Annotated in this window: 19 protein-coding genes and 1 tRNA gene; 10 read left to right on the top strand and 10 right to left on the bottom strand. The window is 62.8% G+C overall.

The annotated features are described in order from the left end of the window. The first annotated feature begins 66 nt into the window (after window positions 1-66). Window positions 67-519: a MarR family winged helix-turn-helix transcriptional regulator gene (locus tag NKG60_RS01470; RefSeq protein ID WP_352666953.1), complete on the top strand. Its 453-nt coding sequence runs from the start codon at window positions 67-69 to the stop codon at window positions 517-519. 37 nt (window positions 520-556) lie between these two features. Here the strand turns inward: NKG60_RS01470 and NKG60_RS01475 are convergent, their stop codons facing one another. Next, entirely contained in the window at window positions 557-985 is a 429-nt protein-coding gene (locus tag NKG60_RS01475; protein ID WP_352666951.1) for an anthrone oxygenase family protein, read from the bottom strand. Between the two features lie 155 nt (window positions 986-1,140). Between NKG60_RS01475 and NKG60_RS01480 the strand changes: the two genes are divergently transcribed. The 3 genes from NKG60_RS01480 to NKG60_RS01490 all read left to right on the top strand — a co-directional run bounded on the left by NKG60_RS01480 (window position 1,141) and on the right by NKG60_RS01490 (window position 4,087). Continuing rightward, a complete protein-coding gene (locus tag NKG60_RS01480) occupies window positions 1,141-1,794 on the top strand; it encodes a TetR/AcrR family transcriptional regulator (RefSeq protein WP_352863826.1) in 654 nt (217 codons plus the stop codon). 136 nt (window positions 1,795-1,930) lie between these two features. Continuing rightward, window positions 1,931-2,950: a ketol-acid reductoisomerase gene (gene ilvC / locus NKG60_RS01485; RefSeq protein WP_023676662.1), complete on the top strand. Its 1,020-nt coding sequence runs from the start codon at window positions 1,931-1,933 to the stop codon at window positions 2,948-2,950. A 159-nt stretch (window positions 2,951-3,109) separates the two neighbouring features. Continuing rightward, a complete protein-coding gene (locus NKG60_RS01490; RefSeq protein ID WP_352863828.1) occupies window positions 3,110-4,087 on the top strand; it encodes a DUF3592 domain-containing protein in 978 nt (325 codons plus the stop codon). A gap of 46 nt (window positions 4,088-4,133) precedes the next feature. Here the strand turns inward: NKG60_RS01490 and NKG60_RS01495 are convergent, their stop codons facing one another. Continuing rightward, on the bottom strand, window positions 4,134-4,529 hold the full coding sequence (locus NKG60_RS01495; protein ID WP_352666942.1) for a hypothetical protein: 396 nt from the start codon (window positions 4,527-4,529) through the stop codon (window positions 4,134-4,136). 45 nt (window positions 4,530-4,574) lie between these two features. Between NKG60_RS01495 and NKG60_RS01500 the strand changes: the two genes are divergently transcribed. Continuing rightward, window positions 4,575-5,096: a hypothetical protein gene (locus NKG60_RS01500; RefSeq protein WP_352863830.1), complete on the top strand. Its 522-nt coding sequence runs from the start codon at window positions 4,575-4,577 to the stop codon at window positions 5,094-5,096. Then, window positions 5,089-5,712: a hypothetical protein gene (locus tag NKG60_RS01505; RefSeq protein ID WP_352863832.1), complete on the top strand. Its 624-nt coding sequence runs from the start codon at window positions 5,089-5,091 to the stop codon at window positions 5,710-5,712. Before NKG60_RS01500 ends, NKG60_RS01505 begins: the two co-directional genes overlap by 8 nt. Before the next feature lie 10 nt (window positions 5,713-5,722). Here the strand turns inward: NKG60_RS01505 and NKG60_RS01510 are convergent, their stop codons facing one another. Both NKG60_RS01510 and NKG60_RS01515 read right to left on the bottom strand, forming a co-directional pair. After that, a complete protein-coding gene (locus NKG60_RS01510; RefSeq protein ID WP_352863881.1) occupies window positions 5,723-6,007 on the bottom strand; it encodes a PilZ domain-containing protein in 285 nt (94 codons plus the stop codon). 171 nt (window positions 6,008-6,178) lie between these two features. Further along, window positions 6,179-6,763: a BA14K family protein gene (locus tag NKG60_RS01515; protein ID WP_352973901.1), complete on the bottom strand. Its 585-nt coding sequence runs from the start codon at window positions 6,761-6,763 to the stop codon at window positions 6,179-6,181. A 183-nt stretch (window positions 6,764-6,946) separates the two neighbouring features. Here NKG60_RS01515 and NKG60_RS01520 point away from each other — a divergent pair, with 183 nt between their 5' ends. After that, window positions 6,947-8,059 carry an endonuclease/exonuclease/phosphatase family protein gene (locus tag NKG60_RS01520; RefSeq protein ID WP_023720773.1) on the top strand — a complete coding sequence of 371 codons (1,113 nt, stop codon included), beginning with the start codon at window positions 6,947-6,949 and terminating at the stop codon, window positions 8,057-8,059. A 7-nt stretch (window positions 8,060-8,066) separates the two neighbouring features. Continuing rightward, complete coding sequence (locus NKG60_RS01525; RefSeq protein WP_352666933.1) at window positions 8,067-8,786, top strand: hypothetical protein; 720 nt, start codon at window positions 8,067-8,069, stop codon at window positions 8,784-8,786. 22 nt (window positions 8,787-8,808) lie between these two features. Here NKG60_RS01525 and NKG60_RS01530 read toward each other — a convergent pair whose 3' ends face one another. Genes NKG60_RS01530 through NKG60_RS01540 form a run of 3 tightly spaced genes read right to left on the bottom strand, consistent with a single transcriptional unit; the run spans window position 8,809 to window position 12,031 of the window. Further along, entirely contained in the window at window positions 8,809-10,026 is a 1,218-nt protein-coding gene (locus tag NKG60_RS01530; protein ID WP_352863836.1) for an ABC transporter permease, read from the bottom strand. Window positions 10,027-10,028: 2 nt separating this feature from the next. Then, window positions 10,029-10,736: an ABC transporter ATP-binding protein gene (locus NKG60_RS01535; RefSeq protein ID WP_352863838.1), complete on the bottom strand. Its 708-nt coding sequence runs from the start codon at window positions 10,734-10,736 to the stop codon at window positions 10,029-10,031. Between the two features lie 2 nt (window positions 10,737-10,738). Further along, a complete protein-coding gene (locus NKG60_RS01540; protein ID WP_352863840.1) occupies window positions 10,739-12,031 on the bottom strand; it encodes an efflux RND transporter periplasmic adaptor subunit in 1,293 nt (430 codons plus the stop codon). A 111-nt stretch (window positions 12,032-12,142) separates the two neighbouring features. On the opposite strand from NKG60_RS01540, the gene NKG60_RS01545 reads away from it, so the two are divergent. Both NKG60_RS01545 and NKG60_RS01550 read left to right on the top strand, forming a co-directional pair. Continuing rightward, window positions 12,143-13,048, top strand: a complete 906-nt coding sequence (locus NKG60_RS01545) for a PhzF family phenazine biosynthesis protein (protein ID WP_352666923.1) — start codon at window positions 12,143-12,145, stop codon at window positions 13,046-13,048. A 105-nt stretch (window positions 13,049-13,153) separates the two neighbouring features. Then, window positions 13,154-13,229 (top strand) — tRNA-Lys (locus NKG60_RS01550). A 79-nt stretch (window positions 13,230-13,308) separates the two neighbouring features. Here NKG60_RS01550 and NKG60_RS01555 read toward each other — a convergent pair. Genes NKG60_RS01555 through cobS form a run of 3 tightly spaced genes read right to left on the bottom strand, consistent with a single transcriptional unit; the run spans window position 13,309 to window position 15,884 of the window. Next, a complete protein-coding gene (locus NKG60_RS01555; RefSeq protein WP_352666920.1) occupies window positions 13,309-14,049 on the bottom strand; it encodes a hypothetical protein in 741 nt (246 codons plus the stop codon). Between the two features lie 26 nt (window positions 14,050-14,075). Next, window positions 14,076-15,086, bottom strand: a complete 1,011-nt coding sequence (gene cobT, locus NKG60_RS01560) for a nicotinate-nucleotide--dimethylbenzimidazole phosphoribosyltransferase (RefSeq protein ID WP_352666917.1) — start codon at window positions 15,084-15,086, stop codon at window positions 14,076-14,078. 24 nt (window positions 15,087-15,110) lie between these two features. Beyond that, window positions 15,111-15,884 carry an adenosylcobinamide-GDP ribazoletransferase gene (gene cobS / locus NKG60_RS01565; protein ID WP_352666914.1) on the bottom strand — a complete coding sequence of 258 codons (774 nt, stop codon included), beginning with the start codon at window positions 15,882-15,884 and terminating at the stop codon, window positions 15,111-15,113.

Here is a 15,884-nt window from a genome sequence, read left to right on the forward strand (position 1 = left end):
TATATAGATGCATTTGCATCGATCGTCAAGCTTGATGCAATTGCATCTATCGCCTACGATGCAATCATGACCGGGATTCCTTCACCTCCAGCCATCAAGGCCTGGGCCCGCCTGATGCGGGTTTCGCGCCAGTTGGTGGAACGAGCCGAGGACGCGCTGAAGGACAGTGGCCTGCCGCCGCTTGCCTGGTACGACGTCCTGCATGAGCTTGCCGAGGCGGGCGAGGGCGGATTGCGGCCGTTCCAGCTCACCGAGCGCACGCTGTTTGCGCAATACAACATCTCCCGGCTGCTGGCGCGGCTCGAAGCGGACGGGCTGGTCGAGAAGCTTCCCGTTGCCGATGACGGCCGCGGGCAAACAATCCGCGTCACAGACAAGGGACGCGAGACGCGCCGCCGCATGTGGGCTGTCTACGGCCGGTCGATCGCGGAGTTGGTCGGCTCCCGGCTTTCCAATGATGAGCTCGATGGGCTGTCAGCTCTGCTTGGGCGCCTGCGAGATCCGCCCGCCCTGGAGTGACGCGCCCTCATGACGGAGATGGCGCCGATTGGCGAGGTCAGGCACTGCCCAAGAGGAATGCCAGCGTCGCCAGAACGCCAAGCCCGACGCGGACCATATGCAGATTGCCCCATTTGACGATCAATGTCCGAGCTTCAGGATTGACGGTGTTCGCGTCCATCGCCTCCAGCAACCTATTTGCCGGCATCATCACCAGCAGCGTCCATGGCCAAGGCAGGATGATCAGCACGGCGCCGACCAGATAAGCGAGATTGCCGGTCAGCCACCACGCGACGAGGCCCAGAATACAGGCGATGACGGCGATCGAGGCCTGCATGGCGGCGCCGCGTTTGTAGGAAGGCTGCCATTCCTGCAGCAATGCCTTGTCATCGAGGCGAAGCCGCGCCGGCTGCTCGGCGACGCTGACGTAGATAGCCGCGCCCGCGAACACTGCGGCAACGGCCAAGGCAAGCAATCCGGCGAGCATGATGCGTGTCTCCCGTGATGCCCCGTATGGAGCGCGCTACAGAAATAAGGGCTTGCGCCGGGTCGGGCAATGCGCCATAAGCCGAACCGTAACGTACGGTACGCCGTCGAGCTCGTATCTGAACTGCGGGTGAGTTTGCGTCCTGAGGAAAGACTGTGTTGCATGCTGTGACCGACATCGACACCAGCGAGGCGCTGACGGAGCGGCAGAAGGACGTGCTCGACGCCGCCCTTCGCCTGCTGGTCGAAGAGGGCGATCAGTTGACCATGACCGCCGTGGCGCGGCGGGCGAGCTGCTCGAAGGAGACGCTCTACAAATGGTTCGGCGATCGCGACGGGCTGTTGACCGCGACGGTACAATGGCAGGCGTCCAAGGTCCGGGTGGTGCCGGTCGACCGCAAGGGGCTCGACCTTGCTTCGCTGGCGGCGAGCCTCGAACGCTTCGCTTCGGACTGGCTCACGGTAATTTCGAGCGACACCTCGATCGCGCTGAACCGGGTGGCGGTCGGCCATGCTAGTTCGGGGAAGGACGATCTCGGCGCCATCGTGCTGGAAAATGGCCGCTTCGCGCTGGCCAGGCGCCTTAAGCCGGTGCTGGAGGCAGGCAAGGAAGCTGGTTTCCTCGAGTTTTCCGACGCTGAGACGGCGTTCCGCACCTTTTTCGGGCTGGTCGCCCGTGACGTGCAGATCCGCCTGCTGCTTGGCGACCGGCTGGAATTGACTGATGCGGCGATCGGCGGCGATGCCGTCCGGGCGACGCAGCAGTTTCTCGCTCTTTACGGGGCAAAAACCGGGCAGCAAGGCCCATAGAGCCGGATGATTTCAGGTCGAATCGACCTGAAATCTGAATCCGGCTCTACACTAAACGATGGAGCATGATGTCGTCCGAAAACCGCTTCACACTTTTCGGCATCATGCTCTGAATTCAAAACGGGAAGGAAGAAAAATGCGTGTCTATTACGATCGCGATGCCGATCTCAACCTGATCAAGGGCAAGAAGGTCGCCATCATCGGCTATGGCAGCCAGGGCAGGGCGCATGCGCTCAACCTCAAGGATTCCGGCGTCAAGGACATCGCCATCGGCCTTAAGGCCGGCTCGGCGACCGCCAAGAAGGTCGAGGCCGACGGGCTCAAGGTGATGAGCGTAGCCGATGCCGCCAAGTGGGCCGACCTGATGATGATGGCGACGCCGGATGAGCTGCAGGCCGACATCTACAAATCCGAGATCGCGCCGAACATCCGCGATGGCGCGGCAATCGCCTTCGCCCACGGCCTCAACGTGCATTTTGGCCTGATCGAGCCTAAAGCCTCCGTCGACGTCGTGATGATCGCGCCGAAGGGACCCGGCCATACGGTGCGCGGCGAATACCAGAAGGGCGGCGGCGTGCCGTGCCTGGTCGCGGTCAACCAGGACGCTTCGGGCAACGCGCTCGACCTGGCGCTTTCCTACGCCTGCGGCGTTGGCGGCGGCCGCTCGGGCATTATCGAGACCAATTTCCGCGAGGAGTGCGAGACCGACCTGTTCGGCGAGCAGGTGGTGCTGTGCGGCGGCCTGGTCGAATTGATCCGCGCCGGCTTCGAGACACTGGTGGAAGCCGGCTACGCGCCGGAAATGGCCTATTTCGAGTGCCTGCACGAGGTCAAGCTGATCGTCGACCTGATCTACGAAGGCGGCATCGCCAACATGAACTATTCGATCTCGAACACCGCCGAATGGGGCGAATACGTCTCGGGCCCGCGCATCATCACCGCCGAAACCAAGGCCGAGATGAAGCGGGTGCTGAAGGATATCCAGACCGGCAAGTTCACCTCGGAATGGATGCAGGAATACCGCGCTGGCATGTCGCGCTTCAAGGGCATCCGCCGCAACAACGACAGCCACCAGATCGAGGAAGTCGGCGCCAAGCTGCGCGCGATGATGCCGTGGATTTCCAAGAACAAGCTGGTCGACAAGGCCAAGAACTGATCGCAATTTCATTGCCGATCAAGAAAGGCCGGCGGAGCGATCCGCCGGCCTTTTCGCATCAAGATTGTGTGGTTTCCAGGCTTCTGGACAGGCGCACTATCCTCATCACCGTGATATGCCTGTGCGGGGCATGGCACAAAAGTGCCAAGGGGGTGAGAGTTGGAACTCAAATTTCTGTTGGTCGGGTTTGCCTGCGCGGTTGCCGGCATGCTCTCTCTCGTCACCTTCTTGAAGTGGTGGGAGGTAAGGGCGGCCAGCCGCTGGTCTCCGACGCCGGGAAAGATCATCTCGTCGCGGGTCGAGGCTCGCGAGGTGACCAGTTCGGGATCCGGTTCGGACAGCAGAGGGTCGACCGAGATGCGCAACTTCCCGGCAATCACCTTCGAATACAAGGTGAACGGCAAGACATTTCGCAGTTCGCACTACAGCGTGCAGGAGAACCTTGGAAACTTTGCGGTGGCGGAAACCCTTGCGAAATTTCCAAACGGGGCCGGCGTAACCGTCTTCTACAATCCGGCCGATCCAGCCAAGGCCGTGATCGAACGCACCATGCCCGATGGCTCCTTCAAGTTCATGGTCCAGCTTTCGGCCGGGCTGGTGGTCGGCGCGCTGGTATTGGTCTTCGCCGTCGGCGGCGTCCTCGAAGCGATCCGGCCGTTTTTGCCCAAGCCGCAGAACCTCGGCGCCGCTGCCCTGCTGCTTTTCATGGGATTGTTTGTCCTGCGCATGGGCTTTGCCCAGAAGTCACTGGCCGAACAGGCGGCCAAATGGCCCATCACGGCAGGACGCATCGATGCCTCGGGTCTGCAGAAATTCGAGACCCGCGACAGGTCCGGAGGCGGCTATCGGCCCTGGCACACAGTCTTCAAATCCCGCATCGTCTACAGCTATAGCGTTGCCGGCCAGCGCTACGCCGCCGATCGCATCGCTTTCGGGGCAAACGTGACGGCTTCGCTGCCGAGCCTCGTCAGCGGTCAATCGCAGCGCTATCTCGAGGGCGACAAGGTCGAGGTCCGCTACGACCCCGCCAATCCGGCTGCAGCGGTTCTCGAATGCAGGGTGAGCGGGCTTTGGCTCCTGTGGGTCTGCGCCGCTGGCTTCCTCGGCGGAGCCGCGCTGCTGGTAGGCGTCATCTGAAGCTGCTGTCCTATGCTGCATATCCAGCGGAGGAAGGCACCTGTCGTCAGCATCTGAGAAGAATTCCGCTGTCGAAGCCAGGCCATGTCAATCTCACCGTCGCCCCGTCGACAACAATATGGATGACGCGGGAGAACGGCTCTTCGGCCGACGGGTTGGATCCGTAGCATTGGCTGGCCCGCGCCACCCAGCCCGTTGGCGTCTTGAGGAACGTTGCGTGTTCGCAGCCGAGAGCAGGGACCGACAGCGCGTCGCGATACAATGTGTAGACAGTCTGGCGTTGAACATCCGCAACGGCGGTACAGTTCGATCTGTTCCCGGACCATGTGCCCACATACTGTTCCGCGGCGAAGGCGTGGCCGCACGAAAATCCTAGGATCGAAATGAGCATCAAGAGATTTCGCATCATCGATTCTTTCTTTTCGACGTGGCCTTGGGCCATGCTAAAGCATCAAACTTCACAATGATGCTGCTCCAAGGGACTTAAATGATCATCCGCAAAGCAGCAGCTATTTTTCTGGGCATGCTGAGCCTGTTGCAAGCAGCGAACGCAACAGAATGTTCGCTCAGCCATGCGACCTATCGCGAGCCGGGTTCGGGAGCGACGATACGGTTCCGGCCAATCAACAACGAGCCGGCCGCGCTGACGACCGAGGTCTTTTCGCTGATCGTGCCCAACACCGACCTTCGTCTGCCGTCGGACATCACCTGGACCAATGGCAAGTACTCGTTTCCTGTGGGCACGATCCGGCACACCTGCACCGACGACGATCGTGAGGCGGGTCTCGAGGACGGCACCGGGCTGTGCAGAGTGTGGGATGGGCAGGTCTATGCGTTCAATGCAGGCGGTGCCGAGCAGTTGAGCTCCCGCGAAGCCTCGCCGGCACCGGCAGGGTTGCTGTTGCCTGACTTCGGCGCGATTTTTACCGAATGGCCCGATTTCGCCAATGCCAATCCCGATGGTTCAGCCTGGGATGCCTTTACCTTGTCGGGTTGCAGCGATGAATAGCAAGAGACTGCCGGCCTACGTCTGCGCCCTGCCGGTGCTTATGGCCATGGCCACCGGGGCTCGTGCCGACCAAAGCAAGCCGTCGCGTCCCCCTATCGACAAATGCAGCTGGGAACGGCTGGCGGACAAGGATGTCGGGCTGGCTGCCTGGGTGCAGCGGTGCGATTTCGGTTTTCGCCAGATTCATTTCGAGCTTGGCGGCAATGCTCTTGCCATCAAATACAGCGACGGCGGGCCAGCCGATCCCGTCGTCGAAGTCTTCGATATACTGCCGGGCGAGGCCGCCGACGCTGCGTTGCAGCGCGTTTTTACGCAGAAGACCGAGAAAGCCATCAGCACACGTTGCGTGCTCACGCCTTACACCGAAGGGGCGACGCCCGCGCGCATCCTCCGGTATGTTTTCAGTCCCGATGCCGCCTATCGTGAGGAATTGAAGACCGTCGCCAACCCTGACGAGGTCGGCGAACCGCCTTGCGGCGAATGGGGCGAAGCCCCGGACGGCATTCAGTATTTCGAGGTGCAATCACCCGACCTGCGAAAGCTTCTATTCGTTCGCGTCGGCCAGGAAGAGCCGCTGTTTGACGAGCAGACACTGCAAGTCCTGCCACCCGGGTAACGCCGGGATCTCAGCCGTAGTGCCAACTGGGCTTTGGTTCGGTGCCGGTGAACATCACCCCAATTCGATCCTCGCGGCGCCAGCGGACCACGGCCTTGTAGGCAATTCCGTCGGTCGGAACATAGAGCAGGAACTCATCGGGCACGCGCGCGTCGATCGAGACCTTCAATTCGGCGCCGCCGGCATGCATGTTGCGCAGCGTGCATGTGACCTCGGAGTTGGTCATGCTGGTCAGGATCGTCGCGCCCTTGAAGACGCGCTGCCGGCGTTTGTCCCTCTGTTCGTCCTCGGCCATTGCACGCAATCCAGCCATCTTCGCGTCTCGGCGTTCTGATCGGGAGGACTATTAGACCGGCCTGATAAAAATAACGTTATCACCAGTGAGACTGGCGATTTTCGAGATTCCTGGCGGGAAGAAAAAGGCGCCGCGAAGCACGGCGCCGAATGATGCTTGTTGTCGGCCTGCTCAGCTATAGGGCGAATAGCATTGCTGGCGCGGCCCATTATAGGGCTGGAAGGTGTTGTCCCAGGCGCGGTACGACCGGTAGCGATTGTAACACCATTGGACATGTGCACTGGAAAGCCGCCCTGCGCGATAGTAGCGGCGCGGTGGCGGCGCGTCGTAGTAGTTGTAGTTGTTGTACAGGCTGCCAAGGCCGAGCCCCAGGCCCAAGCCAAGAATCGCGGCACCCGCACTATCATCATAGTAGCCGCCGCGGTAATGGCGGCGATGGTGGCGCCAACGCCAGCTGTCGTCCCAGCCGCCATTGTCCCAGTGTCTCGAGAAATGACGGCCGCGGAAATTGTGGGACCGCCATCTCCAATCGTCGCCGCCGTGCCATTGCCGGAAGCCGTGGTTGCGCCATCGCCAGATCTGCCTGTCGTTGCCGCCTGCCCAATCTTCACGAATTTGCACGATGTCGGCGGCATTGCCCGCCACCGGCAGCAGGGGTTTGGGCATCGGCCCGGCAAGCGAGGGGACCGAGAGGCCGGCTATCAGACCGAGGGCCATGAGCCCGGATCCGACGGAAGATAAAAAGAGCGGTTTCATCGCACTCTCCGAAGATTCAGGCCCCACGCCCAGAATACCCCGGGGAAGGGCCTATTGATGGAACTTTCCATCTGAACGGAAGATGAACAAAAAGGTTCCGTCAACCATGGCGAGCGCGCGATCAATCAGAGCCGGTTTCGGCACCCTTGTTTTCGGGCGCGCTTGCGGGCAAAGGTCAAAGCCATGTCGCTGCGCCTTGCCACCTTCAACGTCGAAAACCTGATGAACAGGTTTGATTATTCCGGATACCGCAATCAGCTCAACGAAGATCGCACGCTGGCGCTTTTCGACATCCAGAGCGAGGCCGAATACAAGATGCTCGAGCAGGCGCGGGCGATCGCGCAGTCTGACGACACGCGGCAGTTGACGGCACTGGCGATCGCGGCCACCCGCGCCGACATCATCTGCATGCAGGAGGTCGACAATATCGAGGCGCTGAGGGCCTTCGAATATGGCTATCTATTCAAGATGGTGGGGCAAGGCTACCGGCAGAAATACACCACCGCCGGCAATGATTCGCGCGGCATCGACGTCGCCGTGATGATGCGCAACGAGACCGCGCAGGGCCAGCCGATCGAATTCGTGCGCATGACCAGCTACGCCTATGTCACGTTCGAGCAATTCGGGCTGCACACGGCGGAATTGGCAGCACTTGGACATCAGGCCAATGAGCGCATCTTCCGGCGCGACTGCCTGGAAATCGATCTGACGGTGGCTGGAGCGCCGTTGACGCTCTATCTCGTGCATTTCAAATCGATGGGCTCTCCCCGCAACGGCCTCGACGGCCGTGAAGCAACAATGCCGCTGCGCATCGCCGAGGCGCAAGCGGTGCGCCGGATCATCGAGGAGCGCTTCGGCAAGGACCATGCCGCCGACAAGCGCTGGGCAATCTGCGGCGACATGAACGACTACCGGCAGCGCGTGAAGATTACCGGCGATGCCGTCGACGGCTATCGCTTCGAGGTCATCGACGAGACCCGGTCCTGCATCGACGTGCTCACTGCCGGCGGTTTTTGCGAAAACGCGGTCGAGCGGCGGCCGGAAATGGACCGCTGGACTTTCTATCACACACGCGGACCGGAAGAGCGGCATCTCTGCCAGCTCGACTACATCCTTTTGTCGAGGGCGCTAGCCAGGCAGAACGCCACCGCCGTTCCCGATATCATCCGCAATGGCCAGCCCTGGCGGACCATATTTCCGGCGGGCCAGGAGGTCGAGCGCTTCCCACGCGCCGGGTGGGACCGGCCGAAGGCATCCGACCATTGCCCGGTAGCAATTGCCCTCGACATGGCGTGAGACCGGCGTGAGTTTCGACCTGCCGCGCAACGTCATCCTGCCGGTCGATGCCATCGATGTCAGGCTCGATCCCGGCCCGCATCCGTTCGAGCGCGACAATGCCGAGGCGATCGCGGTGAACTGGCGGCGTGAGACCGCAGCCAGGCCGGCGCTTTTCGACGGCACCGTGGTGCTGCTTTCCGCGCTCAGCTATCGCGACAATCGCCTCGTCGGCCGCTGCCATGCGGTGCGTTATTCGACCTTCATGCTTTGGCGCGGCAATCGGCAGGTGGCCGGGGCCGAGCATGCCTATGCGCATGCCATGCTGGTCGCCGGCGACAATGCGCTGGTGGCGATCCGAATGGCGCCGCATACGGTCAATGCCGGGCGCATCTACTTCGCCGCCGGTTCGTTCGAGCCAACCGATTTCCGCGACGGCCTTGTCGACGTCGACTTCAACATGATCCGCGAGGTGCGCGAAGAGACTGGCCTCGATCTGTCGGGCGCGACACGCGGCAGGCGCCATTACGCCCTGTCGACGACAAGCGGCACGGTGATCTTTCGCCGCTACCGCGAGAGGGCCTCCGCCGACGACCTGGCACAGCGGATCAGCGCTTTCGTCGCCACCGAGGCAGAGCCAGAAATCGAAGGCCCGGTGATCATCCGCAATGCAGCCGACCTGCCGGACGGGTTGATGCCGCATATGAGACCGCTGATCGAATGGCACTTTGCGCGGGGCCAGGATTAGGTCAGCCGTTTCCGCAACCTGCTCACTCATGCCTCAGCGCGTCAATCGGGTTGAGCCGTGCGCCGCGCAGCGCCGGGAAGAAGCCGAACACCATGCCGATCAGCGCGGAGAAGCCGACCGCAAGAAGGATCACCGCCGGGCTTGGCGCAAACGGGATCGTCAGCGTCACCGAGGCGAGGCCGGCCAGCGCCAGGCCGATCAGGATGCCGATGACGCCGCCAAGCAGCGACAGCACCGTCGCCTCGACCAGGAACTGGATGAGGATGTGCTTTTCATGGGCGCCGATAGCGAGCCTGATGCCGATCTCGCGCGTGCGTTCGGTTACCGACACCAGCATGATGTTCATGATGCCGATGCCGCCGACGAGCAGGCTGACGCCGGCCACGGCACCGAGCATGCCAGTCATGGTGGTGGTCGCGCTGGCCATGGCATCGGCGATTTGGGTCATGTCGCGGATCGAGAAATCATCGTCACGGTCGGGCGTGATGCGGCGCGTGTCGCGCAAGATGTCCTCGACGCGCGTCTGCAGCACCGTGGTTGGCGTGCGGTCGTCGGCGGCGACATAGATCGATTCGATGTCGCGATTGCCGGCAATGCGACGCTGATAGGCGGCGAGCGGCATCAGCACGACATTGTCCTGGTCCTGGCCGAAACCGGTATAGCCCTTCGGTTCGAGCAAGCCGATGATCTTGCAGGAGGTGCGATTGACGCGGATGATCTCGCCTTCGGGATCGCCGGCACCGAAGAACTGCTGGCGCACCGTCTCGCCGATGAGGCAGACGCCGGTGCCCGAGCGGGTTTCCGAATCGCTGAACGGGCGGCCGGAAACCAGCTTCCAGTCGCGGGCATCGAGATAGGCGCTGTCGGTGCCGGTGACGCCCGAAGTCAGGCTTTCGGTGCCGAAAATGACGCGTACCTGCTTTTGCGAGGCCGGCGAGATGGCGCGCGCGCCGTCCAGATGCGCGGCAAGCGCTGCAAGATCCTTGTCGCCCAGCGCTCGGACCACCTGATCGAGCCCTCCCGGGCCGCCGGGCCCGGCAGGGCGGCCGGAACGGATGACGAGCAGATTGCTGCCGAGCTTGGAAATATCGGACTTGACCTTCTCGGTGGTGCCCGAGCCGATGGTCAGCATGGCGATGACGGCGGCGACGCCGATGACGATGCCGAGCAGCGTCAGGAACGAGCGCAGCACGTTGCGGCGGATGGAGCGGAGCGAGAGGCGAACGGTTTCCCAGATCATGGCTAGGCCATCTCCAGATTGGCTGTGTCGGAGGCGACATGGCCATCGAGGAAACGGATCGTGCGCTGCGCATAGCCGGCAACATCGGCTTCGTGCGTGACCATGGCGATGGTCAGGCCGAGATCGCTGTTCAGCTGCGTCAGGAGCTCCATGATCTCGTGCGTGCGGGCGGTGTCGAGATTGCCGGTCGGCTCGTCCGCGACGAGCAGCGTCGGCCTGGTGACGATGGCGCGGGCGATCGCCACGCGCTGCTGCTGGCCGCCGGACAGCTCGGCCGGCGTATGATGCTCGCGGCCGACAAGGCCGACCTCGGCAAGTGCCTGCATGGCAAGGCCGCGACGCTCGCGGGCACCGACGCCGCGATAGATCAGCGGCAGTTCGACATTCTCCGCGGCCGTAGTGCGCGGCAAGAGATTATAGCCCTGGAAGACGAAGCCGACATAGAGATTGCGCAGCTGAGCGCGGCGGTTGCGGTCGAGACGGCCGGCGTCGATGCCTTCGAAGCTGTAGGTCCCGGCGGTCGGCGTGTCGAGGCAGCCAATGATGTTCATGGCCGTCGATTTGCCAGAACCGGACGGGCCCATGATGGCGACGAATTCGCCGCGCCTGATGGCGAGGTCGACGCCGGCCAGCGCATGCACTTGGGCTTCGCCCTGGCCATAGCTTTTCCAGACCTTGTCGAAGCCGATGAGGGTCGCGCCCGATGCCACGATCAGCTCCGCTGCTGCGAGGCGGTAATGACTTGTGCGCCTTCCTCCAGGCCGGAGACGATCTCGGTCAGTTCGCCATCTGTCGAGCCGACCCTGACGTTGACCGGATGCGGCCGCCCATTCTCCAGCACGTAGAGCGTGCGCGAGCCGTCGGTGGGCTTCGTCGCCGCCTGGCGCTGGCGGTTGCCGCCGGGGCGTCCCATGCGGCCGGTGAACAGGTCGGTGAGGCTCCAGCCGCGCTCCGCCGTCTGCGCCGGCCGGTAGCGGAAGGCGATCGATGGCACCGTGAGCACGTTCTTGGCCTGCTTGGTGACGACCGAGACGGTGGCAGTCATGCCGGGCCGCAACAGAAGCTCGCTATTGTCGACATCCAGCCTTGCATCGTAAGTGACGACGCCGTCGGTGGTGACCGAGGCATAGGAGATGTCGCGGATCTCGGCGTCGAATGGCCGTTCAGGGAAGGCATCGACGGTGAAGCGCGCATGCTGGCCAGGTTTGACGGCGCCGATGTCGGCCTCGTCGACTGCAGCCTTCAGCTCCATGTTCTTCAGATCGGCGGCGATGACGAACAGCACCGGCGCCTGCAGCGACGAGGCGACCGTCTGGCCGGGATCGACCGAGCGCGTCAATATGATGCCGTCGATCGGAGCGTAGATGGTGCTCTTGGCAAGATCCGTCTGCTGCGCCTTGAGATCGGCATTGGCCATGGCGAGGTTGGCTTTGGCGATATCGATCGCTGCCTTCGAGCGGTCGCGCGTGGCGGTTGCCGCTTCGAGCGACTGGTCCGTCGCCATGCCGCGCTTGGTCAGTTGCGCCGCGCGCACCAGCGCCTTTTCGTTTTCGGCCAGGGTCACGGTGGCGTCCTCGACGCTCGCCGCCGCTGCCTTGGCCGAGGCCTGGGCGCGCTCGATCTGCACCTCCAGCTTGGCAGTGTCGAGCGCGGCCAGCACATCGCCCTTCTTCACCAGTTGGTTCTCGTTGACCGAGACCGAGCGGACGACGCCGGAGAGTTCGCTGGAAATATCGACCTGGGTGAGGGGCTGCAGCGTGCCGGTAGCCGAAACCGCGACGGTAAGGTCGGCCATGGCGGCCAGTGTCGTGGTATACTCGATCTTGGCGGGCGAGCCCGCATAGCACTGGTAGCCGACGACACTCGCGGCGACGGCAAGCAGTGCGAACACTGCGTAAAACCAACCGCGGCGGCGTTTTGTCTTCAGGCCCTGGTGGTCGAGCCCGAGCGCCGTCTCGATGGCGGAAGCGGATTCCGTCTTTGGCAGATTGACAATCTGGTCCACGCCGGACCCCTATGTTCAGTGATATCCCATCAGTGCACAAATCAGGCTTAATGATTCAAAATTCAAATTAAATTTCGCTCATGTTGGGAATGAGGCAGAGGACTTACTGAGATGCAGCCGCGGAATTACTTGCTTTACGACGTATTCACCACCAACCGGCTGGCCGGCAATCCGCTGGCCGTGGTGCTCGACTGTGACGGGCTGGACGTTGCGGCGATGCAGGCGGTGGCGCGCGAGTTCAACCTGTCCGAAACCGTCTTCGTGCTGCCGCCGGACAACCCGAAGCACCGGGCCCGCATCCGTATCTTCACGCCCGACTATGAAATGCCGTTCGCCGGCCACCCAACCGTCGGCGCCGCGATAGCGCTCGCCGAAATGGCGGGAGAGGCCGCCGGCATCTTCGTGCTGGAGGAGAATATCGGCCCGGTGCGCTGCGCTGTCAGCAAGCACGATGGTTCGACCTTTGCCGAGTTCGACCTGGCGAAACTGCCGGCGCAGCTGGAATTGTCGGCCGATCCCGAGGCGATCGGCGCGGCCCTTGGCCTTGGGCCGCACGAGATCGGCTTCGAGAACCACCGCGTTTCATTCTGGTCGGCTGGAGTGCCTTACGTGACCATCCCCGTCGCCAACCTGGAGGCGGCTGCCCGGATCAGGCTGGACAACCAAGCGTGGTCGGAACTGGCACCGCGCAAAAGCGAATGGGCCTTCGCCAGCCCCTACATCTATTGCCGCGAGACGGTGCACCACGACAGTGCCTTCCATGTCCGCATGATGGTGCCCGGCAATCCGTCCTACGAAGACCCGGCGACCGGCTCGGCGGCGGCCGCGTTCGCCGGCGCGATCATGCATTTCGACGGCCCGACCGACGGCGTTTCACAACTGTGGATCGAGCAGGGGCTGGAGATGGGCCGGCCTTCGCGCATTCGCCTCGAACTGAATGTCGAAGGTGGCAAACTGGCGGCCGCCCGCATCGGCGGCCATGCAGTCAAGGTGGCGGAAGGCAGGCTTTTTGTTTGACGGGCGCGGCACTTCGGCGATTTGTCGGGAAATGAATCCCACGGGGCTGGACATGGCGGATGTCGGCGGCTATATGCCCGCCAACGCCGGTTTTTCCGGCCGAGTGGGTGCGTAGCTCAGTTGGTAGAGCAGCTGACTCTTAATCAGCGGGTCCACAGTTCAATCCTGTGCGCACCCACCAAATTCTTCAAAGACTTGGTGGAAAAGACCCTGAAAGCGGGATGTTTCGCTGCCACCCGGTGGCTGCACTCATTCGGCCTTTATTGGATAGTTGGCCGCAGATAGCTGAGGATCGCCCGCGTTATGGCGAGGACGCCATCGACAGCTTCGAAACTCGTTTTGCTTTTGCCAGCGATCCATTCGAGTTCAGGATGCCTGGGCAGTCGAAGTGCATGGAATAGCGCCTCGCCCGAGAGACCGCCCAGTTCAAAGAATGTAGGTTCATCGTCTGCGTAGTAAGGAAAGTGAAAATTCAGCTGAATCGCCCCACCATATCCAAGCTTGAAGGTCATTCTGACTGTAACATTGTGACCAAATCTGTCCTCAAAAATTCCGCAGAAACCAAGGTCCCTGGCATTGTAGTTATGCCATTGCCTCGCCAATCCCAAAGAACTCCATGCCTTCAGGGTATGGGCTTTCAGTTCTTTGCGATTAGGGAATTTCGTCATTTCTGGAGTTAGATGGGTTGGCGGATCGTAATAGCCGGTTTCTGCTCGCCATTCTTCTGCGGCATTGCGAAGATCTTCAAAAATCTGGACGATTCGCGGATTCGTCGGATTCCCAGAGCGGACTGAAATCCGCCATCGAGAAATCATCTCGCACAGCTCTTCGACCGTATGGCCTGATCGCTCTGCCCAATCCTCCGTGGCCACTATCCACGGCGAATTGTATTTCAGCCCGGCAAAAGCTCCGCTCTTGCTGTCGAAATCTCCGATAATCCGAGCAAGAATATCGCGAAGCCCCTGTTTGGGGTCTCCGAAAATTTGTGAAGGTTGGTTCATCGACGCAGCCCGAACTTTGCGAGCGCTTACTTCTCCGAAACCCCCGCCTCCGCAAAGCTTGCCATGCGGGCATGGCACTCCAATGCCGAGCGGACGATGTTGACCGCGAGGCAGGCGCCGGAGCCTTCGCCGAGCCGCATGCCGAGATCGAGCAGCGGCGGCAGGCCGAGCGCCTCCAACAGGCGGCGGTGGCCGGACTCGGCCGAGACGTGAGCGGCCATGGTGTGGGCAAGGCCGGCGGGATGCAGCCCGGCCAAGGGTGCCGCGGCGGCGGTGCAGACGAAGCCGTCGAGCAGCACCGGCACGCCGAGATGGCGCGCGGCCAGCGTCGCGCCAAGTATTGCGGCGAGCTCGCGCCCACCGAGGGCTGCCGCTATCTTCAGGGGATCGGCCAGCGCCGGGGCGTGGCGCTTCAGGCCGGCCTCGATGGCGACGATCTTGCGCACGAGGCCGGCGTCGTCGACGCCGGTGCCGCGCCCAGTCCATCTTTCCGCGCCGCCGCCGAACAGCGCGGTCGAGATGGCTGCCGCCGGCGTGGTGTTCCCGATACCCATTTCGCCGAAACAGACTAGGTCGAGATCCCTGCTGATCGCGTCGTAGCCTGCCGAGACGGCGGTGAGGAAGGCCTCGTCGTCCATCGCCGGCTCTTGCGTGAAGTCGCCGGTCGGACGGTCGAGGTCGAGCGGGATGACGTCCAGCTCCGCGCCGGCGATGCGGGCAAGCTGGTTGATGGCAGCGCCGCCGCCGGCGAAATTCGCCACCATCTGCACGGTGACCTCCGAGGGGAAGGCCGACACGCCTTGCGCGGTGACGCCGTGGTTGCCGGCGAAGACGAAGACCTTGACGCGGTCGAGCTTTGGCATGTCGCGGCCCTGCCAGCGCGCCAGCCAGGCGGCTGTTGCCTCCAGCCGGCCGAGGCTGCCTTGCGGCTTGGTCAGCGTGTCCTGGCGGCGGGCGACGGCAATGGCCGCGGCGTCGCTGCCACTGGGCAGGTCGAGGCAGGCGGCGCGCAGTTCATCGAGTGATTTGAAAGGCATGGGGGCAAAATCTCCGAAACAGAGTCAAGAAAGGGAAACGGAAGCGACGAGCAGGATCGCGATCTCGCCCAGCTGCTGAAGGGCACCGACGGTGTCGCCGGTCTGGCCGCCGATCTGGTTGAGGCAAAGCGTGCGGAAGGCGGCAAACAAAATCGCAAGCAGGATGAGGGCGAAAACGGCGGCGCCGAACCCAAGCGCCAGCAGCGCGATCGCACCGAGTACGGCACCGATACCGGCGGTTTCGGCCGTGACTGCGCCTGCATCAACCGAGAGGCCGTCGCTGCGAGCCGGCGGCAGCAGGTGCATGAAGGCGCCGGGCAGGCCGCGCGAAGCCGCTTGTGCGGCAATGAGGGCCCAGAGGACATGAGCCGGGCCGGCGAATCCAGAGAGCACGCTCCAGCGGATCAGCAGCGAGATGCCGAGCGCGCAGGCACCGTAGGCACCGATGCGGCTGTCGCGCATGATCTCCAGTTTCCTGTCGCGCGTCTTTCCGCCGCCAAAGCCGTCGGCGACGTCCGAAAGCCCGTCCTCATGCAGGCAGCCGGTGGCAAGCAAGATTGCGGCAAGGGTCAACGCTGCAGCAGGGCCAGCGGCAAGGCCGAGCCCTGTGCCGACGGCGTAGACCAGCGCACCGGCCAGAGCGACGGCGAGACCGGCAACGGGTGCTGCCCAGATCGCAGCGGCAAGGCTGCGGCCACGGAAGTCGGCTCTCGGCAGCGGCAGCCGGGTGAAGAAGACGAGGCAAAGCGCGATATCATCGAGAATTTGCTGTTGCGAGGGGATCTGGAGTTTGAGCAT

It is taken from the genome of Mesorhizobium sp. M1428 (assembly GCF_040317515.1).
In the GTDB taxonomy this organism is placed as follows: Bacteria; Pseudomonadota; Alphaproteobacteria; order Rhizobiales; family Rhizobiaceae; genus Mesorhizobium.